Origin of the sequence: Mycobacterium haemophilum DSM 44634, from assembly GCF_000340435.2 — a bacterium.
GTDB lineage: Bacteria > Actinomycetota > Actinomycetes > Mycobacteriales > Mycobacteriaceae > Mycobacterium > Mycobacterium haemophilum.
On the sequence record NZ_CP011883.2, the window covers coordinates 784,924 to 811,457 of the forward strand.

The window sequence follows — 26,534 nt, forward strand, 5'->3', positions numbered from 1 at the left end:
GCGATGCCGGGCCCCAGGTGGAGCACGGCGCGCGCGTAGTTCACACTTGATGTGGTTACCTCGGATTGGCGCGCAGGTAGTTGTAGACCAGGGCGAAGTTGCGGTTCACATCCTCGGGAATAGCGACCGGGCCGCCGAGAGCACGAGCGCCCCAAACGATTTGGGCGGTCCGCTCCACCAAAGCGGTGATGTGCAGTACCTTGTCCGGCTGGGGCCCGATGGCCACCAGGCCGTGGTTGGCGATCAACGCGGCGGCACGGCCTTGCAGCGCCTTGACCGCGTTGACGCCGACGCCAGGTGTACCGGACGCGGCATACTCGGCACACCGAACGTCCCCGCCGCAGTAGACCGCGAACTCGTCGATGCAGGCCGGAATCGGCTCATGTGCGATGGCGAACATGGTTGCCCACACCGGATGACTGTGAATGACGCTGCCGATGTCGTTGAACGCTGTGTAGCACGCCAGATGCAACTTCATTTCCGATGACGGCGCCCGCCCGGTTTTCGCTTGCAGGACAATCCCTTCGGGATCGACCAGCACCAGATCGTCGAGCATCATGTCCCGATAGTCGACCGATGACGGCGTGATAACGATGTTGCCGTCGCCGCGCCGGGCGGAAATGTTGCCGGCTGTTCCTTCCACCAAGCCGCGGCGCAGCATGTCTTTGGCCGCCGCCAGTACCGCGGCCTCGGGGTCGTCAACGAATGTCATGGGCCGAGCACCTCCGGGTTCACCAGATGGGCGGGCGGGTGGCCGGATAGCAGCGCTTCTAGATCGTCGGCGACCATCTGTGCCTGCCGTGCCTCAGTGTTCCACGTGGCGCCGCCGATGTGCGGGGTAAGCACGACGTTGGGCATCCCGACCAGTGGGTGGTCGGTCGGCAGCCACTCGCCGGCGAAATGGTCGAGGCCTGCGGCGGCCACCTTGCCCCGGCGCAGGGCCTCGACCAGCGCGTCGGTGTCGTGCAGCTGGGCCCGCGCGGTGTTGAGAAAAACGACACCGTCGCGCATGGCCGCAAATTGCGCGGCGCCGATCATCCCGATGGTTTCGTCGGTGACCGGGGCGTGCAGGGAGACGACGTCGGCCTCGCTCAGCAGCTCGTCGAGGCTGTGGCGGGCGTCGTCGTGGTAGGGGTCGGTGGCGATGACGCGTAAGCCCAGCCCGGTTAGCCGCCACCGTAACGCTCGGCCGACCGCACCCAGGCCCACCAGTCCGGCGGTGCGCCCGGCGATTTCGCCGGCACGGAACCGTTGATAGGGAATGGTGCCATCGCGAAATATGTTGCCGCTGCGGATATCCGCGTCTGCGGTCAGCAGGTGACGGGTGGCTGCTAGCAACAACGCCACCGCCATCTCGGCGACCGCGTCGGCGTTGCGGGCCGGGGTGTTCAGCACTGGAATGCCGGCTGCGGTGGCTCCGGGAATATCGACGTTGTTGGGATCCCCGCGGGTGGCTACTACGGCGAGTAGGGCGCGCCGCCCTTGCTCGAAGACCGGGCCGCCGACCGAGTCGCTTTCCACCACAACGACATCGGCGGCTTCGTCAGCGATCCGGTCGGCCAGCTGCGCTGCGCTGTAGATCCGCGGCGGGGTCTGATCGAGCTCACTGATCCAAGGGTCGTACACCACGTCGGCCAGCTCTGCCAGCTTGGTGAAGCCCGGTCCCCGCAGCGGAGCTGTTACCAGGGCACGTGGTCGGGATGTCACGAAAGCCAATGCTGGCGTACGGTGACGCCCGTGTCACGTAAAGGCGTCACAATCGGCATCGATGTCGGTAGCACGGCGGTCAAAGCTGTGGTTGCTGACGAGGATGGTCACGTGACGGCCCGGCAGCGAATTCCGCACCAGCTACGGGTGCCGGCCCCTGACCGGCTCGAACACGACGCCGACCAGGCATGGCGGCAGGGCCCATTGGCGGCCCTGGACCGATTGATCCGGCCCGACATCAAGGCGGTGGCCGTTGCGGCCATGGTGCCCACGTTGACCGCCGTCGATGCCGCGGGCCGGCCCATCACGCCGGGACTGCTGTACGGCGACAGCAGGGGGCGGGTGCCAGCCGACGTGGACCGACCGGCGCAACCGCTTCCGTCGGTGGGTGAGGCCGCCGAGTTTGTCCGCTGGACGGCCGCCGCCGCCCCCGATGCGGCCGGCTACTGGCCCGCACCAGCGGTGGCCAACTACGCGCTGGCCGGCGAGGCGGTGATCGATTTCGCTACGGCCATCACGGCCCTGCCCCTCTTCGATGGGACCGGATGGAACCCGGCGGCATGCGCCGGCTATGGCGTGACCGCCGACCGGATGCCGCGGGTGGAGGCGATTGGAGCGGCTACCGGCCAGGTGCACGGCAGCAGCGCCGTGCTGGCCAGCGGCAGCGTCGACACCCTATGCGAACAGATCGTGGCCGGCGCCGACCGCGACGGCGACGTCCTGGTGCTGTGCGGCACCACGCTGATCGTGTGGACGACCATCCCGGAGCCGCGACGGGTGCCCGGGCTGTGGACGATCCCGCATACGACCGCCGGGAAGAGCCGGATCGGCGGAGCCAGCAATGCCGGCGGGTTATTCCTCGACTGGGTGGATCGCCTCGTCGGACCGGGTGATCCGACTGGCGATTTTGAGGATGTCGATCCGCGCCGGGTACCGGTCTGGTCGCCGTATGTGCGCGGCGAACGTACGCCGTTCCATGATCCCGATCGCCGCGCGGTGCTCGACGGCTTAGATCTCACCCACGACGCCGCATCGGTGCGCCGCGCCGCCTACGAGGCGTCGGGCTTCGTGGTCCGCCAGCTCATCGAACTGAGTGGAGTGTCGGTGTCGCGCCTCGTGGCCGCCGGTGGCGGTACCGGGGTTCGGCCCTGGATGCAGGCCATCGCCGACGCGACCGGTCGGCCGGTGCACGTGTCCGGGGTGGCCGAGGGAGCGGCGTTGGGGGCTGCGTTCCTGGGCCGCATGGCCGCCGGTCTGGAATCGTCGATCACCGATGCCGCCCGGTGGGCCTGCACCGAACGCATCGTCGAGCCCCATCCAGCGTGGGCGGTAGCGGTCGCGGACCGCTACCGCCGGTTCCTCGAGCTGGCCGACCGGCCGTCCCGTGGCGCTAACCCCGAGGCCTAGCGCGACCCCTGGGGTGGCGTTCTAGGCTTATGCCATGACCGACCACGACCAAACCGCTGCCCGCCGAGAGATAGCTGACGCGCTGTTGAAGGCTTTGGAACGTCGCCACGAGGTAGCCGATGCCGTGGTGGAGGCCGAAAATAAGTCCGCCGCAGTCGAGGCCATCGTCAAGCTGCTCGACACGTCTCACCTGGCCGCCGAAGCGGTCATGAGCATGTCGTTCGATCGGCTCACCAAAGATTCCCGCAAAAAGATCCTTGCCGAGCTGGAAGATCTGAACAAGCAGCTGAGCTTCACGCTGCAGGAGCGCCCGGCAAGCCTGGGTGAAAGCCTTGAGCTTCGGCCCTTTTCCGGTGACGAGGACCGCGACATCTTCGCTGCCCGCACCGCGGAAATCGGTGCCGCCGGCGATGGGTCTGGCGGACCGGCCGGCAGCATCGACGACGAGATCCGGGCGGCGCTGGCCCGCGTCGCCGACGAAGAGGCCGCGTGGTTTGTGGCCGTCGATGCAGGCGCGAAGGTCGGGATGGTGTTCGGTGAGCTCGTCCACGGCGAGGTGGACGTACGGGTCTGGATTCACCCCGATCACCGAAAGAAGGGTTACGGCACCGCTGCGCTGCGCAAGTCGCGGTCGGAGATGGCGTACTGCTTCCCCGCCGTGCCGATGGTTGCCCGAGCGCCCGCCGCCGACCCGCGTAGCCGGATTACGGCTGACTAGCAGCCGGGCGCACGCCGGCTGCTAACCCAGCGTTGCGGCAACCGCGACAACATTGCGGAACTGGGCCATCTCGTCGTCGTCGGGGAAGACGCGGCCGTACTCGGCGAACAGATCCCGCCGTGGCCTGGTGGTCACCTGCCAGCCTCGATCAGTCAGGTAGTCAACGACATTGCTGCGCTCGCCGTCGAAGAACAGTCCGGACAGGTCGATGTCGCAGCCCAGCTTGATCCACCGCTGGTTGAATTCCTGCGCGCGCTGCGACATCGTCGCACCCGACTCCGGATGGTATTCGGTGGCCAGCTTGCTCCCCGGCGCGCTGAGCGTGGTGATGTTGTCGAACAGCCGGTCCTGAGCTTCCGGTGGCAGGTACATCAGCAAGCCTTCGGCGCTCCACGATGTTGGTTTCGAAGCATCAAATCCGCTGCGGCGCAACGCTGTTGGCCAGTCATCTCGCAGATCGACGCTGACTGTTCGTCGGTAGGCTGCCGGCGCGACGCCGAGCGCCGACAGCGTGGCACTTTTGAACTCGATGACTTGGGGCTGATCGACTTCATAGACCACAGTGCCTTTCGGCCATGGCAGTCGGTAAGGCCGGGCGTCGAGGCCTGCGGCCAGGATCACCGACTGGCGGATACCGTCGCGGGCGGCGTCGAGGAAGAATTCGTCGAAGAAGCGGGTGCGCACCGCGATCGAATCGGTTTCCATCCGCAGGTCCCGCTCGCTGCATTTGTCAGCCTCGTCGCCAGCCTCCGAACCGACTTGTAGGCAGATGTCACCGTCAATCAGGCGAGTAAAGAAGCTGAGGCCGACCGCACGCACCAATGGTGCCGCCAACGGGTCATTAATGATCGGGTCGGGCTCCGCGCTAGCCAGCGCGCGGGCGGCCGCGACCATCGTCGCGGTAGCGCCGACGCTCGAGGCCAGATCCCAACTGTCCTGCTCAGTGCGTGTCATGGTGTTCCTATTTCAGCTCAGCGCAGATGTAGTTCACGTCACCGAACGGAGCGTCGTCGCCGTCGATCGGTGGCGTCCGTGCTGGGCGCCAGGTCCCAGGAGTCTCCCTCAAACCGGGCGCTGCCCATCCCCGTCATCTGTTGCCCTTCGTCGTTCATACGATGTGTGGCAGCTTCATACTTAGCCAATGTAATGACCCACCGAGACTTTACGCCTGTTGTCTGGCAGGGTGCTGCGAAGTGAACGCGGACCGTTTGGCGGCCCGCAACGGGGCTTATGCAAACCAGCTGTTAGTCTCGTACACGGTTTGACCGGCGACGCCGTATGTCCTGCCTGCGGGTATGGGGCGCGAGACGCAGGATAACCCCCGGAAATCGATGCCAGCCGGACCAGCCGGTTGGCATGCCGCGAAAAGAGTTCGGCTGCGCAGGAGGAAGAGTGCTCTCGGCTTTCATCTCGTCGCTGCGGACAGTCGATCTAAGGCGGAAGATCCTTTTCACGCTGGGCATCGTCGTGCTCTATCGCGTCGGTGCAGCGCTGCCATCTCCGGGCGTCAACTACCGGCACGTGCAGCAGTGCATCAAAGAGGCCACCGGTGGCGAAGCCGGGCAGATTTACTCGCTGATCAACCTGTTCTCCGGCGGCGCGCTGCTGAAACTCACGGTGTTCGCGGTGGGGGTGATGCCCTACATCACCGCCAGCATCATCGTGCAGCTGCTGACCGTGGTGATCCCGCGCTTTGAAGAACTGCGCAAAGAGGGTCAAGCAGGCCAAGCGAAAATGACGCAGTACACCCGTTACCTGGCAATCGCGTTGGCCGTCCTGCAAGCCACCAGTATCGTGGCGCTGGCGGCCAACGGCGGGCTGCTGCAGGGTTGCCAGGAGGACATCATCTCCGACCAGAGCATCTTCAGCCTGGTCGTCATCGTGCTGGTGATGACGGGCGGGGCGGCGCTGGTGATGTGGATGGGGGAGCTGATCACCGAACGTGGCATCGGCAATGGCATGTCGCTGTTGATCTTCGTCGGTATCGCTGCCCGCATTCCCGCCGAGGGCAAACAGATCCTCGATAGCCGGGGCGGGGTCATCTTCGCCGCGGTCTGCCTGGCCGCGCTGATCATCATCGTCGGTGTGGTCTTCGTTGAGCAGGGCCAGCGCCGGATCCCGGTGCAATACGCCAAGCGCATGGTGGGTCGGCGGATGTACGGCGGGACCTCAACATACCTGCCGCTCAAGGTCAACCAGGCCGGCGTTATTCCGGTCATTTTCGCGTCGTCGTTGATCTACATTCCGCATCTGATCACCCAACTGGTCCGCAGCGGCAGCGGTGGTGTGGGCAACAGCTGGTGGGACAAGTTCGTCGGCACCTACCTGTCTGATCCCAGCGACCCGGTTTATATCAGCATCTATTTCGGGCTCATCATCTTCTTCACCTATTTCTATGTATCGGTGACATTCAATCCCGACGAACGTGCCGACGAGATGAAGAAGTTCGGCGGCTTCATTCCTGGCATTCGACCGGGACGGCCGACGGCCGACTATTTGCGTTATGTGCTAAGCCGAATTACGCTGCCGGGCTCGATCTATCTTGGCGCGATCGCGGTGCTGCCCAACCTATTCCTGCAGATCGGCAATGGTGGCGCGGTCCAGAATTTGCCGTTCGGGGGAACGGCGGTGCTGATCATGATTGGCGTCGGATTGGATACGGTCAAGCAGATCGAGAGTCAGTTGATGCAGCGCAACTATGAAGGGTTCCTGAAGTGAGAGTTGTTTTGCTGGGACCGCCGGGGGCAGGCAAGGGCACGCAAGCCCAACGGCTCGCCGAGAAGCTGGGGATCCCGCAGATCTCCACCGGCGAATTGTTCCGGCGCAACATCGAGGACGGCACCAAACTCGGGTGCGAGGCCAAGCGCTACCTGGACGCCGGCGACTTGGTGCCCTCCGACCTAACCAATCAGCTGGTGGACGACCGTCTCAACAAATCGGACGTGGTCGACGGCTTTATCTTGGACGGGTATCCGCGCTCGCTCGAACAAGCCAAGGCGCTGCATGAAATGCTGGAACGCCGGGGCACCGACATCGATGCCGTGCTGGAGTTTCGCGTGTCGCAGGAGGTGTTGTTGGAGCGGCTCAAAGGACGGGGCCGCGCCGATGACACCGACGACATCATCATCAATCGGATGAACGTCTACCGTGACGAGACCGCGCCGCTGCTGGAGTACTACAGCAGCGAATTGAAGACTGTCGACGCCATCGGCACCATGGATGAAGTGTTCGCCCGCGCGCTGCGCGCTTTGGGAAAGTAACCGTGGGGCCGTTGACCCGGCTGCGCAGTCGCCGAGTCGTGCCGCAGCGCAGTGCCGGCGAACTTGACGCAATGGCCGCGGCCGGTGCAGTGGTCGCGGCCGCACTGCACGCGGTCCAGGCCGCCGCAGGCCCCGGGGTATCGAGTTTGAGCCTCGACAAAATCGCCGAGTCGGTGATCCGCGAAGCCGGCGCTACACCGTCATTCCTTGGTTACCACGGCTACCCCGCTACCATCTGCGCATCGGTCAATGACCGGGTGGTTCATGGAATCCCCTCTGCCGCTGAGATTCTCGCACCCGGTGACCTAGTATCGATCGACTGCGGAGCGGTGCTGGAAGGTTGGCATGGTGATGCGGCGATCACCTTCGGGGTAGGCACCCTGACTTCCGCCGATGAAGCCCTGTCGCAGGCGACCAGAGAATCGCTGGAAGCCGGCATCGCGGCGATGATTGTCGGCAATCGTTTGACCGACGTGGCGCATGCTATCGAAATGAGTACCCGCGCGGCCCAAATCCGGTACCGACTCGCGTTTGGGATTGTGCAAGGCTACGGGGGGCATGGCATCGGCCGGCACATGCACATGGATCCGTTCCTGCCCAACGAAGGCGCTCCTGGGCGCGGCCCACTGTTGGCGCCCGGCTCGGTATTGGCCATCGAACCGATGTTGACGCTTGGCACCGGCAAGACGGTTGTGCTCGACGACGAGTGGACGGTGAGAACCGCCGACGGTTCGCGTGCGGCGCATTGGGAGCACACTGTGGCCGTCACTGAGGACGGGCCCCGCATTCTGACGCTGACCTGACGCTCTTCCGCACACGTACTCTGGTGAATCTTCCCCTGAGTGCCGTGAACTAAACATCTACTCGACTCGTGTCAGTAGGCGGAGGTGATCGAGTGACTCGCGTGGCCGACACCGCGGCTGCAGAAGCCGCCCTGATGAAGGCGCTCTATGACGAGCATGCCGCCGTGTTATGGCGCTATGCGCTGCGGTTAACGGGCGATGCGAGCCAAGCCGAAGACGTGGTCCAAGAGACGCTGCTGCGGGCCTGGCAGCATCCCGAAGTGATCGGCGACACCGAGCGCTCGGCGCGGGCGTGGATATTCACCGTTGCTCGCCACATGATCATCGACGACCGACGCAGTGCACGGTTCCGCAACGTTGTCGGTTCGATCGACGAACCCGGCGTGCCTGAACAGTCCTCACCGGACGAGGTGGATGCGGCGCTGGACCGGCTGCTGATCGGCGACGCGCTGGCCCAATTGTCCGCCGAGCACCGGGCCGTCATCGAGCGGTCCTACTACCGCGGCTGGACCACCGCGCAGATAGCTACCGACCTCGGGATTGCCGAAGGAACAGTGAAGTCGCGATTACACTATGCTGTGCGGGCATTGCGGCTCACTCTGCAGGAACTTGGAGTTACCCGATGACACGGGAGTTTATCGGGGAGCATTCAGGCCCCATCCCGGTGGTCATCAGCTCCGAATACTTAAGGGTGACAGGAGATGGATGACATGAGGACGCCGCTACGTGGCATCGGTCCGCCAGGCAACACCGAGCGACCTGATTTGCCGATGGGTGACAGCCACCACTACGCGATGTGGGATGCCGCCTATGTGTTGGGGTCGCTGTCTGCGACCGACCGCCGCGAATTCGAGGCACACCTGGCCAACTGCCCCGCATGCCGGCAGGCGGTCGCCGAGCTCAGTGGCATGCCGGCACTACTTTCGCAGTTCAACCACGAAGAGGTGGCCGCGATCAGTGAGTCGGGCAGCACATCTGGCACTGCGTTGGCGACACTCGAGATGTCGCCGAAGTTATTGCCCTCGTTGTTGGCTACGGTGCGTTGGCGCCGCCGCCGTACCCGCCTCACCACCTGGGTGGCCTCAGCCGCTGCGGCCGTTGTGCTCGGGATCGGCGTGTTCGTCGGTGTTCAAGGGCATTTCGCGACAGCACCGCAGCAGGTGACGGCGTCCGCGGAACCGATGGCACAGGTTGGGACGAGTCTGCTGACCTCCACGGTGTCGCTGAGCAGCCAGCACTGGGGGACGTTCATCAATCTGCGATGCGTCTGCCTGGCTCCGCCAGATGCGCACCACGACACGCTGGCGATGGTGGTGGTGGGCCGCGACGGCAGCCAAACCAGGCTGGCGACCTGGGTGGCCGAACCTGGTCACACCGCGACGCCCGCCGGCAGCATCTCGACGCCGCTCGAGCAGATCGCCGCCGTCCAAGTGGTTGCTGCTGATAGCGGCCAGGTTTTGCTGCAGCGTTCGCTCTAATCCTCCCCGGGGTGAGTGAACTGAAGTCACTCGCCTGTCGTGTTACAGGCATGCCTCGGAAGCACCGGGTGGTTGACCACATTGTCGAGCACCTCGCGGCCATCGGCGTTAGCCACATTTTCGGTGTGGACGGCGCCAATATTGAGGATTTGTATGACGCGGCGCATTTCCACCCCGGAATCACCCCGGTGCTGGCTAAGCATGAATTCTCCGCCGCCACGATGGCCGACGGGTACAGCCGCAGCGGGGCCGGGCTGGGGGTGGTGGTAGCGACTTCGGGTGGTGGCGCGCTGAACCTTGTTGCGGGCCTGGGGGAGTCACTGGCAAGCCGGGTTCCTGTGTTGGCCTTGGTCGGCCAAGCTCCCACAGCGCTGGACGGCCGGGGCAGCTTCCAGGACATGAGTGGCTGTAATGGATCGCTGAACGCTGAGGCGGTGTTTTCGGCGGTCTCGGTGCGCTGCGAGCGGGTGCTCACACCGGCCGGTATCGTTGCCGCGCTGCCTAGAGCCCTCGCCGCTGCGCGTACCGGCGGACCGGCGGTGTTATTGCTGCCCAAGGATATTCAGCAGGCAAGCCTGCAAATCGACGGCAGCCGCAATGGTTCCCATAATGGGTTCGCTGTGCACCATCGGCCCATCGGAAACCCGTCTCTGATCGCCCAGGTGCTGCGCCAAGCGAACGGTCCGGTCACCATCATCGTGGGCGAGCAGGTGGCCCGCGACGACGCTCGAGCCGAGCTCGAAGCGCTGCGCGCGGTGCTGCGTGCCCGGGTGGCCACCGTCCCCGATGCCAAGGACGTCGCGGGAACACCGGGGCTGGGGTCGTCGTCCGCGCTCGGGGTAACCGGTGTGATGGGCCACCCGGGGGTGGCCCAAGTTGTGGCCGCCAGCGCCGTATGCCTGGTCGTGGGCACCCGACTATCGGTGACCGCGCGTGCCGGCCTCGACGACGTGCTGGCTGCGATGCAGACGGTCTCGCTTGGATCGGCGCCGCCCTATGTTCCGTGCACCCACGTCCATACCGACGATCTGCGTGGCTCGCTACGCATACTCACCCAGGCGCTGGCCGGACACGGACGCCCGACGGGCTTGCGGGTGCCCGATGCGGTGCGGCGCACCGAACTGACGCCCCCGCCTTGCTTCGCGTCAGGTGTGCGGTACCGCGACGCCATGGCGGTGCTGGACGGTGCCCTGCCCGACGGAGCGGACATTGTGGTCGACGCCGGCAACACTGGCGCGTCGGCGGTCCACTACCTGCCGGTGCGACGCGGCGGCAGATTTGCGGTCGCACTCGGTATGGGCGGCATGGGCTACAGTTTCGGCGCCGGGATCGGGATGGCATTCGGACGTGCCAACAGCGGACGACCCAGCGGACGCACCGTGGTGATTGCCGGGGACGGTGCGTTTTTCATGCACGGCATGGAGGTGCACACCGCGGTGCATTACCGGCTTCCGGTGACGTTTGTGTTGTTCAACAACAACGCTCACGCCATGTGCGTGACTCGTGAGCAGCTGTTCTATGAAGATCTGTACAGCTACAACCGATTCCATTCCAGCCGGTTGGGCGCCGGCCTGGCAGCAATGTTCCCGGGGCTGACATCCGTTGACGTCAGCGACCTGGACGGGTTTGCCGCTGCGGTGCGTTCGGCGCTTGATGTGGACGGCCCTGCGGTGGTCAGTGTGGAGTGCGCTGCCGACGAAATCCCACCGTTCGCTCCATTTCTCACCGGGAAGTCGGTGAAAAACACTACTGCAGTAAAGAATCCAGCCGCGAAGGAGAACAGAGCCCATGTCGCTGCCAGCGCTTGACGATATTCCCACGCCAATCAATGGGGTCACCCGCATCGAGACACACCCCCGGGAGAAGGCCACTCCGATCATCATGGAGATGATGCGGTCGGTCTACCCGCACGATCAGGTATTCGGCGAGTACTGCACCGTCAACGACTACATCGACTGTCCGCCCGACGAGTTGTTTGAGTACATGGCAGACACCCGCAGTCTCGAGGAGTGGACCTACAGTCTGCGTGGTTTCGCCCCCACCGACGAACCGGGCTTGTGGCTGGCTCACGACAGGCTCGGTTCGGAGACCAAGATCTACACCCGCACCGTCGTCAACTCGCAGGCCCGTACCGTCGACTACCACTGTGCGTGGGATCAAGGCAAACACCTGTGGATGATCTACTTGATGCGCGTCATCGACGCCGAAGTGGTCCTCGACAAGCCCGGTTCGGTTGTGCTGTGGACCAATTGCCATCACCCGTTCTACGACCACAACCCGTACCCGGAGGCAGCTCCGCCCGAACGCACCGTCTGGGTCGGCGATTTCTGGGACATGTTTAGCGCGGGGCACCTGCTGGAAATGAAAAACCTCAAAGCAATTGCCGAGTACCGCCACCACAATGGCCTGCCGGTGACCCCTGCCTGGATGAGATAAAGGGGGGAGGACATGCTGAGCCAACCCAGCGTCAGTCTGACCGACGTTTCCACCTATTTGCCCGGCGAGCCGATCGGCGCAGACTACTACGCGCAATTCGCCGAGTCCGACGACCTGCGTGACAACGTCATGTTCCGTTCGCCGGCGTTCCGCCACCATGTCGCGCCGGACGAGACGGCGATTGACATGATCGAGCGTGCAGCCCAGGGTTTGATCGAACGGCACGGCGGCGACGTCATCGAGGGCGCCGATGTGTTGATCACCCACACCCAGGCTCCCGACCTGCCGTTCTACGGCGCAGGCGGGGGTGTCGCCCACCGTTTGGGTATGCGGCCCACCTGGGTGCTTGACCTGCACAATGGCGGGTGCGCCGTGTTTGTGTTGGCGCTCAATGTGGCTCGCCAACTGTTGACCTCAGGTGCGGGGCGCACCGCGGTGATCGCCATCGCGCAAAATGCGGCCGGACAGGTGTTCGATCAGCAGGGGATCCGCCGGAAGGCACAGGCGTCGGTGCCCGGTGACGGTGCCGCGGTGGGCCTGGTCACGGTGAGCGACCAGTCACCCATTCTGGGTATCGAGTGCCGCACCTACGGGGAATACCACGGTGAAATGACGCTTTCTCCCGACCCGCCCCGCAAGTGGTGGCAGCCCGGGACCGGTGAGCTTTGCATCGGTTTCACCGAAAGCAAGATCACTAAAGTGCTGGCTCGCGGCAACCGGCAGGTCCCCGAAGTGGCGCTGGCGGTATGTGATCGAATCGGCTTGGCTTCCAAAGACATCGATCTGCTGGTCACCAACCAACCCAACCGGGTTTTTCTGCGCAATTGGCGGGACGCGCTCGAGGTGCCCAAGGAACGCCACCGGGACACATTTGATGAGTGCGGCAACCTGTTCGGCGCCGGTATCCCGATCAACCTCGAGCGCGCGATATCTGACGGTCAAGTCAAGACCGGCGAGGTGGTCATGATGGCAGCCTTCGCGCACGCCGGCGACTTCGCCGGCGCGGCGGCGGTGCGCTGGGGTGGGCGGGGCTGATGCACCCCAGCATCAGCCCAGTGAGCCCCGTCACCGCCGAGGTTGATACGGAGTTACCGAACGCCGTTAATCCGTTTGCCTTGTCGCTCAACGAGAATCCGTTTCCACCACTGCCCGCGGTGCGATCAGCATTAATTCGCTCGATCGACGCGGCCAACCGGTACCCGGAGTTTCTGCCCGAACGGCTGCGCCGCTTGATTGCCGGCCGGATCGGCGTGCCCGCGGATCAGGTGGTGCTCGGCGCCGGTGCGACGGGCGTGGTGCTGCAGGCGTTGCAGGCGTTGACCACCGCGGGAGACGAGATAGTCACCGCGACCCCGACCTTCGACGGTTATCCGATCATCGCGCAGATGGCGCGGCTGACCCTGGTGACCGTCCCTCTCGACAAGCACGGCCATAACGACCTCGACGGGTTGGCCGATGCCGCCGCGAACGCCCGGGTGGTGGTGGTGTGTCGGCCGCACAACCCGACCGGCACGCTGGAGCCGACGGGCGCGCTCTTGACATTCCTGCGTCGGGTGCCGCGAGATACCGTCGTGCTGCTCGACGAGGCCTACATCGAATTCGCCTCACCTGAGCACCGGGTCGACGTGGCGGCGCTGACTGCACGTTTCCCCAACGTGGTGGTAGTACGGACCTTCTCCAAGGCGTATGGGCTGGCGGGACTGCGGATCGGCTACGGACTGGCGTCGGATGAACTGGCCCGAACGTTGTGGGCTCAGCAGTTGCCATTCGGCATCGCGATCACCAGTTTGCTTGCGGTCGCGGCCTCCTACGATGCCGAAGACGAACTACTGCAAAGGATCCGGCTCATCACTGCTGAACGTCGCTATCTCCGTATGCGTCTGAGCGCAATGGGGATATTCACCACCGACGCTCAGGCGAACTTCATGTATCTGCCTTCGCAGGGCCGGCGGGGTCGGCTATGGCGTGATGTATTTGCCGACAGCGGGCTCCAGGTCCGGTGCTACCCGGACGGGGGCGCGCGAATCACCGTAGGCAATCGGGCGTCGACCCTTGCGGTGCTGTCCGCGGTAGGAAAGTCCGTGGCATGACCGCGAGCTGGAAAGCACTGTCCGGCTTCCCCCGCGAGGGGGCGGGGGAAGCCGGGTGTGCGCTTCGGTCGCAGGTGCGGTAAGAAAAGGCGTGGCCGCCGCAACACCGGACAAGGAAACGGGCGCGCACCGGCAGAAACGCGACCCGATCGCCGCGGCACGGGCCAATTGGGAGGGTGCCGGATGGGGCGACGTGGCGTTGGGCATGGTCGCGGTGACTTCGGTGATGCGCGCCCATCAGATCCTGCTGGCCCGGGTCGAGACGGCGCTGCGTCCCTACGACCTGAGTTTTTCCCGCTTCGAGTTGTTGCGGCTACTGGCGTTTAGCCGCACCGGAGCGTTGCCAATCACTAAGGCGTCCGATCGGCTGCAGGTTCATGTCACCAGCGTCACCCACGCGATTCGCCGGCTGGAAGCCGATGGGCTGGTGCAACGGGTGCCGCACCCCACCGACGGGCGGACCACGTTGGTGGCGATCACCGACCTTGGCCGCGCCACGGTCGAAGACGCTACCGTCACACTCAACGATCAGGTATTCGCCGACATCGGGATGGCAGCGGCTGAATCGCAGGCACTGGTGTCGTCCATCGAAACGTTGCGCCGCAACGCCGGAGATTTCTGAGTAAGTTGTACCGCGAAAGTGCAACTGGCGACGTTGTCTCGAGAAACAGGTCGGCAGTTGCACTTTCGCGGCAGTAGGAAATCGGGAGTGATCAGGTCTTGTCTTGCGGCAGTGGCCCGACCCACCGTTCGCCCCCGGCGATTCCGTCTGGGTGGGCGCGCAGTATGGCTTCGACGGCGGCAGCGAGGGCAGGGATAGCGGCGCGGGTACGTGTGCGCGCCGAGGGCAGCAAGATCAGACCCGGGTGCATTCGGCCCTGTGCGAGCCACTCGGCCGCAAGTGGGCGGAAGTCCTTGACGTTGTTTGTTACCAATGCGCGACCTTCGCTGCTCGCGATCTCGAAAACGATCCTGTCGCTGCATCCCAGCAGGTCGTCGCGATCAGCGACGGCGAGCACGTCATAACCGGCGTTGCGTAGCAACACAGCGATCTGTGGGGATAGCTGCTCGTCGAGTAGTGCCTTCAACCGCGCAGAGCCTGTTCGCCAGCAATGGCTGCCGCACGGCCACGTTCATACTCGGCCTCATTGAGCTCGATCTCGGCGTCGACCTCGTCGCGGTACTCGCCGTAGTAGGCTACTGCCGCCTCCACCAGCCCGATTGGTATCTGCAGGTACTCGGCCGCCTCGTTAATCGACCCCTCGTTGTCGCGGACGGTGGCGACAACCTCCCAGACATTCAGCCCGCGACCGACCAGGCTCGCCCGGCGTCCACTCGGCCCATCGAGAAACTGGATCAATGGATGCGCATCGTGGCGCAGGCCTTCCTCGACGTAGCGCTGCGCAAGGGTGCGTTCGGGCATGTGAGCGCGCCGTGCTCCGTCGCTGAGTCGCTGCCGCAGCCCGGGAGCTAGTCGCAAGGTGAAGTGATCGGCCACAGACCCAACGTACCACGGTGTGACACACTGTGGCACACCGACTCGGCTGCGCTGCGGTGACCGGCGGCTGTTTAGCGACCGCGCAGCATCTCGATCACCGCGCTGAAGTCTAAGGCGCCGTGTTCGGCGGCGAACTTGGCATAGATCTCGGCCGCATGGCTGGCCAACGGGGCCGCCGAACCAGTGGTGGCCACCGCATCCATCGCCAGGCCCAGGTCCTTGTTCATCAGCGCGGTCGCGAAGCCCGGCTTGAAGTTGTTGTTGGCCGGCGATGTCGGCACTGGGCCCGGCACCGGGCAATTGGTGTGCACCGCCCAGCAATTGCCGGTCGCGCCGGTGATGACGTCGAACAACGACTGAGCCGACAGCCCAAGCTTATCGGCCAGCACGAACGCTTCTGAAATCGCGATCTGCTGCACCGCCAGCACCATGTTGTTGCACACCTTGGCGGCTTGCCCCGCGCCGGCGGCGCCGCAGTGAATGACCTTGCCCGCCATCGGTTCTAGCACCGGACGGGCTCGCTGCACGGCGGACTCGGCACCGCCCACCATGAAGGCCAGCGTGCCGGCCACCGCACCCTTCACCCCGCCGGAAACTGGTGCGTCAAGTTGAGGCAAGCCGTGCGAGCCGGCCAGCGCGTGCACCTCGCGGGCGTCGCTGACCGAGATCGTCGAGCTGTCGATTAGCAGTGCACCCTGCCGCGCGGCGGGCAGCACCTCGGCGTAGCAGCGTTTGACCACGTCACCGTTGGGCAGCATGGTGATGACCACGTCGGCCTCAGCTACCGCGTCGGCAGCGCTGTCGAACAGTGAAACGCCAGTCGAGGCCGCCGCCGTCGCCGCTGTGGGTGCCGGGTCATACCCGCGCACGGTATGGCCGGCGGCGACCAGATTAGCCGACATTGGCGCGCCCATGTTGCCCAGCCCTAAGAATGCGATCGTGAAAAGCTCTGTCATTGCTGCCTTTCTACGTGGTGGCCCGGAATCGTGCGGCCTCGGCGCGACCGATGACCACTCGCATGATCTCGTTGGTCCCTTCCAGAATTCGATGCACCCGCAGATCGCGGACGATCTTCTCGCACCCATACTCGCGCAGGTAGCCGTAGCCGCCGTGCAGCTGCAAGGCCTTGTCCGCGACATCGAAGCAAGTATCGGTGACGTAGCGTTTGGCCATCGCGCACAGCTCGACCTTGTCGGCGTCGTCATTGTCTAGTGCAGTCGCGGCCCGCCATAACAACATTCGCGACGTTTCGAGCCCAGTAGCCATGTCGGCCAGGGTGAAACGGATCGTGGGCTCGTCGAGCAGCGTAGCGCCGAAGGCCTGCCGATCGCGCACATATGTTCCCGCTTTGTCGAAGGCCGATTGTGCGCCGCCCAGTGAGCAGGCCGCGATATTGAGCCGGCCGCCGTTGAGGCCGTTCATCGCAATTCCGAAGCCGGAGCCCTCGCCGTCGACGCCGCCCAACATCGCGTCGGCGGGTATCCGCACCCCGTCTAGCACCACTTGCGCGGTAGGTTGCGCATGCCAACCCATCTTCTCTTCGGCGGCACCGAAACTCAGCCCCGGAGTACCCTTTTCGATGACGAACGCCGATATTCCACGCGGGCCAGGTCTTTCTGGACCTCCGGTGCGAGCCATCACCAGGTACACATCGGACGTTCCGGCGCCGGAGATGAATTGTTTGACGCCGTCGAGGACATAGTCGCCACCGTGTTTAACGGCGCGAGTGCTCAAAGCGCTGGCATCGGAGCCGGCGCCGGGCTCGGTCAGACAGTAGCTGGCCATGACATCCATCGACGCCAACCGCGGAATCCAAATTTTGCGTTGTTCAGCGGTGCCGAACCTGTCGATCATCCACGCGCACATATTGTGGATGGATAGGAACGCCGCGGTCGTCGGGTCCGCGGTAGCCAACTGCTCGAAAATGCGTACCCCGTCGAGTCGACGTAGCCCGCTGCCGCCGACATCGTCGCGACAGTAGATCGCCGCCATGCCGAGCTGGGCGGCTTCACGTAACACATCCACCGGAAAATGCTTGGTGGCATCCCATTCCAGGGCGTGTGGGGCTAGGCGCTTGGCGGCGAACGCGGCTGCCGTCTCGGTGATCACCCGCTCGTCATCGTTCAGGGAAAGGAACTGCATGCGGCTGCCGGCCTTAATCCATTGTTGGGATTGCGAATTCGGCGCCGTCCTTGATGCCCGAGGGCCACCGCGATGTGACGGTCTTGACCTTGGTGTAGAACTGGATCGACGCCTGCCCGTGCTGGTTGAGGTCGCCGAAGCCAGAACGCTTCCAGCCGCCGAAGCTGTGATAGGCCACCGGGACCGGGATCGGCACGTTGACACCGACCATGCCCACCTGCACCCGGGACACGAAATCACGGGCGGTGTCGCCGTCGCGGGTGAAGACCGCCACGCCGTTGCCGTATTCGTGCTCCGAGGGCAGCCGCAATGCTTCTTCGTAATCGTGGGCTCGCACCATGCACAGCACGGGCCCGAAGATCTCGTCGGTGTAGATCGACATGTCTGGGGTGACATGGTCGAACAGTGTCGGCCCGATGAAAAAGCCGCCGTCTAGCTTCGATTCGCCAAAGGTCAGGTCGTCGCTGGAGCGTTGACGGCCGTCGACGACAATTTCGGCGCCGGCGGCCACACCCTGATCGATGTAGTCACGCACTCGGGTCAACGCGGCCTCGGTGACCAACGGACCGTAGTCGGCTTTCGGGTCCAGGCTGTGCCCCACCCGCAAATTGTTGATTCGCTCAATAAGCCTGGCGCGCAACCGTTCCGCTGTCTGCTCGCCGACTGGCACCGCGACGCTGATCGCCATACAACGTTCGCCGGCGCTGCCGTATCCGGCACCGATTAGCGCATCGACGGCCTGATCCAGGTCCGCGTCCGGCATCACGATCATGTGGTTCTTGGCGCCGCCGAAGCACTGCGACCGCTTACCGGTCGCCGCGGCGCCCGCGTAGATGTACTGGGCGATATCGGAGCTGCCGACGAAACCGACCGCCTTGATGTCGGGGTGGTTCAGGATGGCGTCGACGGCTTCCTTGTCGCCGTGCACGACCTGAAACACACCGGGGGGCAGGCCCGCCTCGATGAACAGCTCGGCCAATCGCAGCGGGACCGACGGGTCGCGCTCGCTTGGCTTGAGAATGAACGCATTTCCGCACGCCAGGGCGGGACCGGCCTTCCACAACGGGATCATCGCCGGGAAGTTGAACGGGGTGATACCCGCGACCACGCCCAGGGGCTGGCGCAGCGAATAGACGTCGATACCCGGACCAGCGTTATCGCTGAACTCTCCCTTAAGCAGGTGCGGGATCCCGATGCAGAACTCGATCACTTCGATACCGCGCTGGATGTCGCCACGGGCATCGGCCAGTGTCTTGCCGTGCTCGAGGGACAGTAACTCGGCCAGCTCGTCGCCATTGTCGTTGACCAGTTCAACGAATCGCATCAGCACCCGAGCGCGCCGCTGTGGATTCCACGCGGCCCAGCACTTTTGGGCCTGGGCGGCCGATGTCACCGCGGCGTCGACGTCGGCCTTGCCGGCCATCGCTACCTTGGCTTGGACCTGGCCGGTGCTGGGGTTGAAGACGTCACCGGTGCGGGTGGACTGGCCGGCGGTGCGCTGTCCATCGATGAAATGCGGAATCAGTGTGGTCATGAGTGCCCTCAAGTGTGCGGAAGTAACGACGTGATACTTGCATATCCTAGTAACTGCCGGGCGGCAGGTGCAAGCAGGGTCATGGCTTGGTTCGGTGCGCCCGGCCGCCGGCAGCGGAGGCGTCGAGCCGTTGACCGAGCGGCCGCAGTCGGTGGTCACGGGTAAACACCAGGCGGACCAGGCCCAGAGCGACCACGACGGTGGTCGCCGTGACCGAGCCAAGGATGAGGAACATCACCACCGCCTGGACCAGCACAGCCTGCACCGGGGGTACACCGGCGAGGATGAGTCCGGTCATGGCACCGGGGAGGAACACCAGTCCGGTGGCTTTGGTGGTTTCGATCTGCGGGGAAATCGCCGACCGCAAGGCGACGCGCAGGTAGGGGGTAGCGGCCAGGCGGGACGGTTGGCCGAGGGCGAGCCGGGCTTCGACCTCGTCACGTTTGTCGCGCAGTTCGTCGAGCAGACGCCGAGCCACCAGCACGATGGCGGTCATCGAATTGCCAATCATCATCCCGGCGATCGGCACCAAGGTTCGGGCCTGCAGTGGGAACACGCGGAGCCCGAACAGCACGCCCAGCGTGACTACCGCCGCCGCGGCGAGCGCGACGATGGCCAACGGCGCCAGCCGAGGAACTTCCGGTGCGCGTCGACGGGCGACATCTCCGGCATAACCGACCATGGCGGCAGTCCACGCCCACGACCACCACAGCGAGCGGCCAGGCGCAAACAACAATGTCAAGGCGCCCCCGACGAGCAGCAACTGCGCCAGCGCGCGCGCTGCCGCCCACACCACCTGCCGCTCCATCCCCAACCGCTGCCACCGGGAGACTGCCGCGGCAAACGCCACCAACGCCAGCGATGTCGCCAGCCCAAGCCACCCGACCTCGCCGCTCACTGCGTCACCTGCCCGTCGCCGTGCTCACGAGTCACTGGACCAAGTCCGAGGCAGCGGCCCCGCTCGATCCGCAAGACGCGGTCGGCGGCCCGCTCCACCTGTGCCGGGTCGTGGGTGACCCAGAGAGCCGGAATCTTGTCGACCTCGGCCAGTTCGCGCACCGCGCGCTCGATCACCTCGGCCGCCTCGGCGTCAACGGCGGAGGTGGGTTCATCGAGCAGCAGCACTTGCGGTTGCGCCATCAGGGTGCGGGCCAAGCACATGCGTTGCGCCTCGCCGCCCGACAGCGCGCTGGCATCGCGGTCCAACCATGATCCGGACCCTGATCCGATGAGACCCACCCGCGCCAGCGTTTCGCGCATCCGCGAGTCGGACGCAGCGGGATCGGCGACTCGAAGGTTGTCGGCCACGGTGCCAGGAAATGGTGTGGGGCGCTGGAAGCAGATACCCACCCGGCGTCGCAGCCACAGTGGGTCGACGTCGCCGATGTCTTTGCTGCAGAACGACACTCGACCGCTAGTCGGCACCTCTAGTCGATTGCACAACCGTAGTAGGGTCGACTTGCCTGATCCCGACGGTCCGAACACCGCCGTCACGCCCTGCCCGGGAACGGCGGCAGTGAACCCGTCCAACGCGCGCACCTGATCCCGCTCAACAACCACATCGACGAAGTCGAACACCGAGTCTGCTGCCACGACACCTCCCAGTTGTTCTCTGCGTGCCGGCGAACGTGAAGCTGGCCGCACGCTCGCGCCCGAACGTGAAGCTAGCCGCACGCTCGCGCCAAGCGGACGGCCAGCTGCCATGCGGGGCCGGGCGTGACATCGCCGTGCCGGCGGTCGAACATTCGGGCGGCGCCGAGCAGCGCGGACGCCGCATTGCCGCGCAACAGTTTTTCCGAGATCGGCGCCAGCTGGCGCACCGCCGCGGTGAGCGGCGTGATATGCGACTCGAGGACCACATTGGCCAGCATGGACTCCAGGTCATCGCCACGCCAGGCGACCGGGTGCTCGATGTGCAGCAGGATCTGCCCGCCATCTTCCCGAAACATCAGCTGGTCGGCAGCCAAGTCCGGGACGAGTTGGTACCCGGCCAGGGCTCCGACCCCGATCGACCAGAGCCGCGCAGCGAAGCCGAGAACGAACGTTGAGACCGCAACTCGACGGTCTGGGGCGTCGCTGCGGGCCTGTACGCTGGTGATGATGCCGTCCAGCAGCGTCGTGTCGGTGTAGAGCTGTTGCACGGGCCACCAGCCGTCCTGCGCGATCGTCCCGGTCCCGATAGCGAAAGATGGTCCCACGTCTGATAATTCGTGCAGCACCGCGGCGGCCTCCGCCGTCGGTATGCAATTGCGATTGCTGTCTGGCAGGCTGCGCAGCAGCGCTGGCAGGGTGCTCAGTGTGGCCGGTGTCGCACTGTGGGCGTCGGTGTGCAGTGTGATCGTATCGGAATCTGTTGCGGTGAGCATGATCTCGGCAGGTTCGCGGATGCTCCAGCCTTCTCTGCTGAGCACGCGCTGTAGCGCTGCGCGTAGCGGATCAGCTGCCTCGACGCGTGCGCTTCTCCCGGTTGGGCCTCGGAACACGAACGCTCCGACGGCGGGATCGAACCGCAGTGTGTCGCGGTCGAACAGAGCACCGACGTGTCCAGCGAGCATGAGTTCTTCGGGTATCGCGTCGCGCAGCCCGCCGTCGGCATCGAACAACCACACCCGGTCAGCGACGCGCAGCGCGAGTTCGAGCTCGTGCGTTGACATGACGATCGCAAGGTCATGTTCGCGGGCCAGGGTGCGCAACATCTCGACCAAGCCGGCGCGGGATGACACGTCCAGGAAGGCCGTCGGCTCGTCGAGCACCAGCAAACAGGGCTGCTGCGCGAGAGCGCGGGCGGTGAGCACCCGCTGAAGTTCCCCGTCGGAGAGTTCCGCGGCGGGCCGCGCGGCCAAGTGTTGGGCTTCCACCGCACTCAGCGCCCAGTCGACGACGGCGTGGTCGGCCGACGTCAGCCGGGCGCGATAGCCCAGGTGCGGGATGCGTCCCAGGCCAACAAGTTCTCGCGCTGAGAGCAGGCCGGGGTCGATCCGGTCGGTGAGCACGACCGCCACTCGTCGGGCCAGTTCGCCGGGCGCGAGCCGGGCCAGATCCGTTCCGTCAACGACGATGTGGCCGCCCAACGCGGGTTGCAGCGCGCAGAGGGTGCGGATCAGCGTGGACTTGCCGCAGCCGTTCGGGCCTAGCAGCGCGGTGAGCTCGCCGCGGTGCGCGAGCGCGTGTAGGCCCGCGGCGATGCTGGTGGTGCCGCGCCGGCGGCGGCGGTAGCCGATAGCCAGGTCACGCAACTCGACCGCCGTCCTGGCGCTCATCGCTGCATTCCCCAGCCGCGGCGGCTGCCCATCAGCACAGCCACGACGATTGGTGCCCCGATCAGCGCGGTAATCGCGTTAACCGGCAGCGCCGCGGCGGTTCCCGGAAGTTGGGTGACGACCGCGCAGCCCAGCGCCACGGCCGCACCCATCAGCACCACTCCGGGAAGTACGACGCGGTGATCGGAGGTGCCCAACGCGATCCGCGACACATGCGGTACCACGAGCCCGACAAACGCGATCGGCCCGCAGAAGGCGGTCGTCACACCGGCCAACAGCGACCCGGAGGCCACGGTAATCACCCGGGCCCGCCGCACATCGATGCCCATCGTGCGGGCATACCCCTCGCCGAGCAACAGGGCGTTAAGAGGACGGATGGTCAGCGCTGCCGCGACCAACCCCGACGCGGTTAGCGGCAGCAGCAGCCGCAGGTCAGACCAGCTGGTGCCGGCGAAGCTACCCAGTCCCCACAGCAGATACTGCTGGATGCGCCGCGGATCGGCGTAGACGACCAGCACGCTGGTGGCCGCGGTACCGGCCGCGCCCACCATCACGCCGATCAGCAGCAGCGTCGCCGCCGAACGCACCCAGTGAGCAAGCGTCAGGACCACCGCCAGCACGAGGGCGGCCCCCACTACCGCCGCCACCACCGTGCCGGCCCGACCGGCTCCGGCCAGCCCCGCGATGAAGCCGGCACCCGAGCCGGCACCCACGATCACCGCTACAGCGACGCCCAAGCATGCACCGGAGCACACACCCAGCACATACGGGTCCGCCAGGGTATTGCGAAACAACGTCTGCATTTGCAGCCCCGCCACCGCCAGGGCGCTTCCGGCAGCGATCGCGGTCAGCACCCGCGGCAGGCGCATGTTGGCCACGACGACCTGCCAGCGTGGGTCCGACGGTTGCGCGCCGACCAGGACCCGGATCGTGTCGGGCAGCGGCACCCGCACCGGCCCAACCGCAAGCGCCAGCACGGCCAGGAGCACCACAGTTACCGCCAGCAGCGTCAGCACAGCCGCCGCCCGGCTCAGCCGGAGCGGCATGGTCGTCGCCGGTGTGGTCGCGGTCACCGGCGGGGCACCTGCCGGTAGAACTCGAACGGGTGGTTGGCGGCGAGTTCGGGATGCAGGATCGCCACCAGATCTCCGAGCACCAGATCAGGGCGCGCCACACCGCGCTCCCAATAGTCGTTACCGCCGCCGGGGCCGATCGCCTTGGTCGCTGACCAGACTTGGCCGGTGCGCACCGCAGCCAGCTCGCCGTAGCGGTTGTCGGCCGCCAGCGCTTCGTCGAGGGTTTTCCAGTCACTAGTGACCAGACACACCGGCGCCTGCCCGGCTTCGGCGTAGACCGATTCGAAGCTCAGCTGCAGGTTTCCGGTGCGCTGGTAATCGGCCCACGGATAGCTACCGCCGGCGTCGACGATCAGCCGGCCGGCATAGTCACCGCCCGCCGGCACTGACCAGGCGCCCTGAGACAGGGTTCCGGGCAGCACCTGGGTGGGCTGCATCTTGGCGGTTTTGTTCGCCATCGTGTGGTAGTCGCCCCGCAGTTGGTTGTAGAGTTCGGCGGCTTTCTTCTCGGTGCCGGTCAACGCGGCGAACACCTTCACCCATTCCGCGCGACCCAACGGGGTGGCCTCTAGCCATTCGGCGTCGGCAACCACGTCGACGCCGGCGTCACGCAGCTTGGCATAACTCGGATCGTCGACGCCCTGGGTTACCAACACATCGGGGTGGCCGGCGATCACCGCCTCCACGTTGACCTGCTGACCCGGCGCATACTCGGCGATCTTCCCGGCGGTCACGCGTCGGCGGAGCTGCGGGTTGACGACGTTGGCGGTCTCGGCGACACCGGCGAGCACGTCGGTCTGCTCTAGTTCGGTGATCATCCCCAGATGGGTGGTCGACGCCGAATACAGCCTGGTGACCGGCACCGTGATCTGTTGTGCGTGCGCCAGGTCGCCGGTTAGCTTCGGGGCCGGTGCGCCGCAGCGCACCAGCACATACGACTCGGGTGAACCGCCCGGATACGGGTGCTTGACCGTCAGGATTTGGTAACTGTTGTGGTAGCTGATGGTGAAATTCGTGGCGTCGGTGACCGTCACCTTATCGGGGAAGTAGTCGGTGTCCGGGCTGAAGTCAGTCAGGCAGCCGGCATCGGGCGCGGCGTTGGTGTCAGACGGGCCAGCGGGGCTCGCGCAGCCGGCCACGGCGAGCGTCAGGCTGGTGGCCACGGTGAGGGCCGCCCAGGGGGGACGTGGCATCGGGGTCGGTCACACTCCATCGGGTCCATGGCACACTATTGCTCGTAAAGGCGATGACGATGCAGGAAGCCGGTGCAAAGCCGGCGCGGTCCCGCCACTGTAATCGGGGAGCGACCCTCGTAGGCCACGGCCCAATCAGTTGAACGGGCTGGAAGGCGAGGCAAGCGGCGATCCGAGAGCCAGGAGACTCGCGTCATCGTGTCCTGCCAACCCGGGGCGGTGCACCCCGAGAGAGCTGCCTCGCCATGACGCTGCAACTGCTATCCGGCGGCCCGGCCGCCGCCCCGAGCATTGAATCGCACCCGTTCGCGGGTGGCTCGCGATGAGCACGCCGATCTGGATGGCGTCACCGCCGGAGGTGCACTCGGCGCAGCTGCGCAGCGGCCCGGGGCCCGGTCCGCTGCTGGTGGCGGCCGCAGCGTGGCGCTCGTTGAGCATCGTGTACGCCGAGACGGCCGACGAGCTGGTCGCGCTGTTGGTGGTGGTACAGGTTGGCGCCTGGGACGGCTCGGCCGCCGAGGCGTACGTGATCGCCTATCTGCCGTATCTGGGGTGGCTGATGCAAGCCAGCGTCGACAGCGCGGTGATGGCCGTCCAACACGAAACCGCGGCCACCGCCTACACCACCGCCCTGGCGGTGATGCCGACCTTGGCTGAGCTAGCCGCCAACCGCACCGCCCACACGGTGTTGGTGGTCACGAACTTCTTCGGTATCAACACCATCCCGATCGCGCGTAACGAAACCGACTACGTGCGGATGTGGATCGAGGCCGCCACCGCGATGGGCACCTATCAGGCGGTCTCAACGCTGGCGGTGGATTCCGCGCCGGAGACCATCGCCGCGCCCCAGATCATGGAAACCGACGCGCCGGCGGCCGATACCGACCAGCCGTCGCCGGCAGCCCCCGCCCAGCCCCCCGAGGTTCAACGATGGTTGCAATGGTTGCAGCGGATCGGCTACACCGACTTCTACAACAATGTGGTTCAACCGCTCATCACCTCGCTGACGAACACCCCTTTCTTCCAAGCGATGTTTTCCGGATTTGATCCGTGGCTGCCTTCGCTCGGCAATCCGTTGAGCTTCCTCAGCCCGTTCAACATCGCGTTCGCCCTCGGCACCCCGATGGACATCGGTTCATATGTCGGCTATCTGTCCCAGACCTTCGCCTTTATCGGGGCCGATCTTGCAGCGGCGTTTGCGTCGGGCAATCCGGCGACGATCGGTTTCACCCTGCTGTTCACCACCATCGAAGCCATTGGCACGATCATCACCGATACCATCGCGTTGGTTAAGACCCTGATTGAACAGTCACTTGCGCTGCTCCCGGCTGTTTTGCCGCTGTTGACCGCTCCGTTGGCGGTCGCCACCGCGGGTGCAGCAGGCAGTTTCGCGGGGTTGTCGGGGCTGGCGGGCCTGGTCGGCGTGGCGCCAGCCGCGCTGCCGGTCGCCCCGCCCGTCGCAGCAGCGGTTGCCCCGGTCGTCCCGCCTCCGACGCCGAGCCCAGCTCTGACCCCGGCGCCGGCTCCCGCGGCCGCGGGAGCGCCGGTCGTCACGCCTGGCCGCCGCCGACTCCCGCACCACCGCCGGTGACCGGTGCGGGCACGGAAAGCTTCGGGTACCTGGCGGGTGGCCTGCCGTCGACCGCCAGGAGGGCGGCGGGCACCAGCACCCGACGGCAGGCGCCGGCGCCCGAGGACACCGAGGCGCCCGCGGTCGCGACCACGCCCCGGGAACAATCTCCATCGCGGCGGCGGCGCTTCGCGACCGCATCGGATCAAGGAGCCGGAACCCTGGGATTGGCCGGAACCGCCCAGCAGGCCAATCCCGGACCAGCCGCAGGATTGGTCACTTTGCCCAACGGTACGTTCGGCGGCAGCCCACGCGCGCCCATGTTGCCGAGAACCTGGGCCACCGACGCAACTTTCTGTTAA

At 65.6% G+C, this 26,534-nt stretch carries 27 protein-coding genes and 1 riboswitch; of the genes, 14 read left to right on the forward strand and 13 right to left on the reverse strand.

The features are described from left to right. Positions 1 to 55 precede the first annotated feature (55 nt). A complete protein-coding gene (locus B586_RS03775; protein ID WP_054880650.1) occupies positions 56 to 712 on the reverse strand; it encodes an L-fuculose-phosphate aldolase in 657 nt (218 codons plus the stop codon). Continuing rightward, positions 709 to 1,707 carry an NAD(P)-dependent oxidoreductase gene (locus tag B586_RS03780; RefSeq protein ID WP_054880649.1) on the reverse strand — a complete coding sequence of 333 codons (999 nt, stop codon included), beginning with the start codon at positions 1,705 to 1,707 and terminating at the stop codon, positions 709 to 711. The genes B586_RS03775 and B586_RS03780 overlap by 4 nt, the downstream gene beginning before the upstream one ends. A gap of 30 nt (positions 1,708 to 1,737) precedes the next feature. On the opposite strand from B586_RS03780, the gene B586_RS03785 reads away from it, so the two are divergent. Both B586_RS03785 and B586_RS03790 read left to right on the forward strand, forming a co-directional pair. Further along, entirely contained in the window at positions 1,738 to 3,114 is a 1,377-nt protein-coding gene (locus tag B586_RS03785; RefSeq protein WP_054881086.1) for a xylulokinase, read from the forward strand. 34 nt (positions 3,115 to 3,148) lie between these two features. Then, positions 3,149 to 3,832, forward strand: a complete 684-nt coding sequence (locus B586_RS03790) for a GNAT family N-acetyltransferase (protein ID WP_047315595.1) — start codon at positions 3,149 to 3,151, stop codon at positions 3,830 to 3,832. A gap of 21 nt (positions 3,833 to 3,853) precedes the next feature. Here the strand turns inward: B586_RS03790 and B586_RS03795 are convergent, their stop codons facing one another. Then, positions 3,854 to 4,786: a class I SAM-dependent methyltransferase gene (locus B586_RS03795; protein WP_047315594.1), complete on the reverse strand. Its 933-nt coding sequence runs from the start codon at positions 4,784 to 4,786 to the stop codon at positions 3,854 to 3,856. Positions 4,787 to 5,224: 438 nt separating this feature from the next. On the opposite strand from B586_RS03795, the gene secY reads away from it, so the two are divergent. The 10 genes from secY to B586_RS03845 all read left to right on the forward strand — a co-directional run bounded on the left by secY (position 5,225) and on the right by B586_RS03845 (position 14,521). Beyond that, positions 5,225 to 6,550, forward strand: a complete 1,326-nt coding sequence (gene secY, locus B586_RS03800; protein ID WP_047315593.1) for a preprotein translocase subunit SecY — start codon at positions 5,225 to 5,227, stop codon at positions 6,548 to 6,550. Next, positions 6,547 to 7,092 (forward strand): adenylate kinase, encoded by a 546-nt coding sequence (locus B586_RS03805; protein ID WP_054880648.1) that lies wholly within the window; start codon positions 6,547 to 6,549, stop codon positions 7,090 to 7,092. The genes secY and B586_RS03805 overlap by 4 nt, the downstream gene beginning before the upstream one ends. A gap of 2 nt (positions 7,093 to 7,094) precedes the next feature. Beyond that, on the forward strand, positions 7,095 to 7,895 hold the full coding sequence (gene map / locus B586_RS03810) for a type I methionyl aminopeptidase (RefSeq protein ID WP_054880647.1): 801 nt from the start codon (positions 7,095 to 7,097) through the stop codon (positions 7,893 to 7,895). 92 nt (positions 7,896 to 7,987) lie between these two features. Continuing rightward, positions 7,988 to 8,521, forward strand: a complete 534-nt coding sequence (locus tag B586_RS03815; protein WP_082129558.1) for a sigma-70 family RNA polymerase sigma factor — start codon at positions 7,988 to 7,990, stop codon at positions 8,519 to 8,521. Between the two features lie 84 nt (positions 8,522 to 8,605). Beyond that, positions 8,606 to 9,373 carry an anti-sigma factor family protein gene (locus B586_RS03820; protein ID WP_156166503.1) on the forward strand — a complete coding sequence of 256 codons (768 nt, stop codon included), beginning with the start codon at positions 8,606 to 8,608 and terminating at the stop codon, positions 9,371 to 9,373. Between the two features lie 50 nt (positions 9,374 to 9,423). Next, positions 9,424 to 11,181 carry a thiamine pyrophosphate-binding protein gene (locus tag B586_RS03825; RefSeq protein WP_082607501.1) on the forward strand — a complete coding sequence of 586 codons (1,758 nt, stop codon included), beginning with the start codon at positions 9,424 to 9,426 and terminating at the stop codon, positions 11,179 to 11,181. After that, positions 11,162 to 11,809 (forward strand): hypothetical protein, encoded by a 648-nt coding sequence (locus B586_RS03830; RefSeq protein WP_047315589.1) that lies wholly within the window; start codon positions 11,162 to 11,164, stop codon positions 11,807 to 11,809. Before B586_RS03825 ends, B586_RS03830 begins: the two co-directional genes overlap by 20 nt. Positions 11,810 to 11,821: 12 nt before the next feature. Then, entirely contained in the window at positions 11,822 to 12,844 is a 1,023-nt protein-coding gene (locus B586_RS03835) for a 3-oxoacyl-ACP synthase III family protein (RefSeq protein ID WP_156166500.1), read from the forward strand. Further along, the gene (locus tag B586_RS03840) at positions 12,844 to 13,899 is read left to right on the forward strand and encodes a pyridoxal phosphate-dependent aminotransferase (RefSeq protein ID WP_047315588.1); all 1,056 of its coding nucleotides are present in this window, start codon (positions 12,844 to 12,846) and stop codon (positions 13,897 to 13,899) included. The genes B586_RS03835 and B586_RS03840 overlap by 1 nt, the downstream gene beginning before the upstream one ends. 91 nt (positions 13,900 to 13,990) lie before the next feature. Further along, the gene (locus B586_RS03845; RefSeq protein ID WP_047315587.1) at positions 13,991 to 14,521 is read left to right on the forward strand and encodes a MarR family transcriptional regulator; all 531 of its coding nucleotides are present in this window, start codon (positions 13,991 to 13,993) and stop codon (positions 14,519 to 14,521) included. Positions 14,522 to 14,612: 91 nt separating this feature from the next. On the opposite strand, the gene B586_RS03850 is transcribed toward B586_RS03845, so the two are convergent. From B586_RS03850 to B586_RS03895, 10 genes are all read right to left on the reverse strand, one after another. After that, positions 14,613 to 14,987 carry a DUF5615 family PIN-like protein gene (locus B586_RS03850; RefSeq protein ID WP_054880646.1) on the reverse strand — a complete coding sequence of 125 codons (375 nt, stop codon included), beginning with the start codon at positions 14,985 to 14,987 and terminating at the stop codon, positions 14,613 to 14,615. Continuing rightward, positions 14,984 to 15,397, reverse strand: a complete 414-nt coding sequence (locus B586_RS03855; RefSeq protein WP_156406703.1) for a hypothetical protein — start codon at positions 15,395 to 15,397, stop codon at positions 14,984 to 14,986. Before B586_RS03855 ends, B586_RS03850 begins: the two co-directional genes overlap by 4 nt. A 71-nt stretch (positions 15,398 to 15,468) precedes the next feature. Then, positions 15,469 to 16,353, reverse strand: a complete 885-nt coding sequence (mmsB, locus tag B586_RS03860; protein ID WP_047315586.1) for a 3-hydroxyisobutyrate dehydrogenase — start codon at positions 16,351 to 16,353, stop codon at positions 15,469 to 15,471. A 10-nt stretch (positions 16,354 to 16,363) separates the two neighbouring features. Next, positions 16,364 to 17,539 carry an acyl-CoA dehydrogenase family protein gene (locus tag B586_RS03865; protein WP_054880645.1) on the reverse strand — a complete coding sequence of 392 codons (1,176 nt, stop codon included), beginning with the start codon at positions 17,537 to 17,539 and terminating at the stop codon, positions 16,364 to 16,366. A gap of 13 nt (positions 17,540 to 17,552) precedes the next feature. Beyond that, positions 17,553 to 19,073, reverse strand: coding sequence for a CoA-acylating methylmalonate-semialdehyde dehydrogenase (locus B586_RS03870; protein ID WP_054880644.1), 1,521 nt, complete (start codon positions 19,071 to 19,073; stop codon positions 17,553 to 17,555). A 79-nt stretch (positions 19,074 to 19,152) separates the two neighbouring features. Continuing rightward, on the reverse strand, positions 19,153 to 19,971 hold the full coding sequence (locus tag B586_RS03875; protein WP_047315583.1) for an ABC transporter permease: 819 nt from the start codon (positions 19,969 to 19,971) through the stop codon (positions 19,153 to 19,155). After that, on the reverse strand, positions 19,968 to 20,678 hold the full coding sequence (locus B586_RS03880) for an ABC transporter ATP-binding protein (RefSeq protein WP_276011842.1): 711 nt from the start codon (positions 20,676 to 20,678) through the stop codon (positions 19,968 to 19,970). The genes B586_RS03875 and B586_RS03880 overlap by 4 nt, the downstream gene beginning before the upstream one ends. Positions 20,679 to 20,737: 59 nt before the next feature. Continuing rightward, positions 20,738 to 22,333 carry an ABC transporter ATP-binding protein gene (locus B586_RS19835; protein WP_082607505.1) on the reverse strand — a complete coding sequence of 532 codons (1,596 nt, stop codon included), beginning with the start codon at positions 22,331 to 22,333 and terminating at the stop codon, positions 20,738 to 20,740. Continuing rightward, positions 22,330 to 23,379 (reverse strand): FecCD family ABC transporter permease, encoded by a 1,050-nt coding sequence (locus tag B586_RS03890; RefSeq protein WP_211141607.1) that lies wholly within the window; start codon positions 23,377 to 23,379, stop codon positions 22,330 to 22,332. Before B586_RS03890 ends, B586_RS19835 begins: the two co-directional genes overlap by 4 nt. Positions 23,380 to 23,402: 23 nt before the next feature. After that, positions 23,403 to 24,602 carry an ABC transporter substrate-binding protein gene (locus B586_RS03895; RefSeq protein WP_054880642.1) on the reverse strand — a complete coding sequence of 400 codons (1,200 nt, stop codon included), beginning with the start codon at positions 24,600 to 24,602 and terminating at the stop codon, positions 23,403 to 23,405. 21 nt (positions 24,603 to 24,623) lie between these two features. Beyond that, positions 24,624 to 24,812: riboswitch (cobalamin riboswitch) on the forward strand. Between the two features lie 112 nt (positions 24,813 to 24,924). Here B586_RS03895 and B586_RS03900 point away from each other — a divergent pair. After that, complete coding sequence (locus B586_RS03900; protein ID WP_418001117.1) at positions 24,925 to 26,193, forward strand: PPE family protein; 1,269 nt, start codon at positions 24,925 to 24,927, stop codon at positions 26,191 to 26,193. Continuing rightward, entirely contained in the window at positions 26,190 to 26,534 is a 345-nt protein-coding gene (locus tag B586_RS22670) for a PPW family C-terminal domain-containing PPE protein (RefSeq protein WP_418001118.1), read from the forward strand. The genes B586_RS03900 and B586_RS22670 overlap by 4 nt, the downstream gene beginning before the upstream one ends.

Excerpts from the sequence above, each read along its gene's own strand:
- B586_RS03900 (WP_418001117.1), top strand. The coding sequence starts at position 24,925 with ATGAGCACGCCGATCTGGATGGCGTCACCGCCGGAGGTGCACTCGGCG.
- mmsB (WP_047315586.1), bottom strand. The coding sequence starts at position 16,353 with ATGACAGAGCTTTTCACGATCGCATTCTTAGGGCTGGGCAACATGGGC.
- B586_RS03795 (WP_047315594.1), bottom strand. The coding sequence starts at position 4,786 with ATGACACGCACTGAGCAGGACAGTTGGGATCTGGCCTCGAGCGTCGGC.
- B586_RS19835 (WP_082607505.1), bottom strand. The coding sequence starts at position 22,333 with ATGAGCGCCAGGACGGCGGTCGAGTTGCGTGACCTGGCTATCGGCTAC.
- B586_RS03820 (WP_156166503.1), top strand. The coding sequence starts at position 8,606 with ATGAGGACGCCGCTACGTGGCATCGGTCCGCCAGGCAACACCGAGCGA.
- B586_RS03895 (WP_054880642.1), bottom strand. The coding sequence starts at position 24,602 with ATGCCACGTCCCCCCTGGGCGGCCCTCACCGTGGCCACCAGCCTGACG.
- B586_RS03830 (WP_047315589.1), top strand. The coding sequence starts at position 11,162 with ATGTCGCTGCCAGCGCTTGACGATATTCCCACGCCAATCAATGGGGTC.
- B586_RS03865 (WP_054880645.1), bottom strand. The coding sequence starts at position 17,539 with ATGCAGTTCCTTTCCCTGAACGATGACGAGCGGGTGATCACCGAGACG.
- B586_RS03835 (WP_156166500.1), top strand. The coding sequence starts at position 11,822 with ATGCTGAGCCAACCCAGCGTCAGTCTGACCGACGTTTCCACCTATTTG.
- B586_RS03890 (WP_211141607.1), bottom strand. The coding sequence starts at position 23,379 with ATGCCGCTCCGGCTGAGCCGGGCGGCGGCTGTGCTGACGCTGCTGGCG.
- B586_RS03775 (WP_054880650.1), bottom strand. The coding sequence starts at position 712 with ATGACATTCGTTGACGACCCCGAGGCCGCGGTACTGGCGGCGGCCAAA.
- B586_RS03870 (WP_054880644.1), bottom strand. The coding sequence starts at position 19,073 with ATGACCACACTGATTCCGCATTTCATCGATGGACAGCGCACCGCCGGC.
- B586_RS03840 (WP_047315588.1), top strand. The coding sequence starts at position 12,844 with ATGCACCCCAGCATCAGCCCAGTGAGCCCCGTCACCGCCGAGGTTGAT.
- B586_RS03825 (WP_082607501.1), top strand. The coding sequence starts at position 9,424 with ATGCCTCGGAAGCACCGGGTGGTTGACCACATTGTCGAGCACCTCGCG.
- B586_RS03790 (WP_047315595.1), top strand. The coding sequence starts at position 3,149 with ATGACCGACCACGACCAAACCGCTGCCCGCCGAGAGATAGCTGACGCG.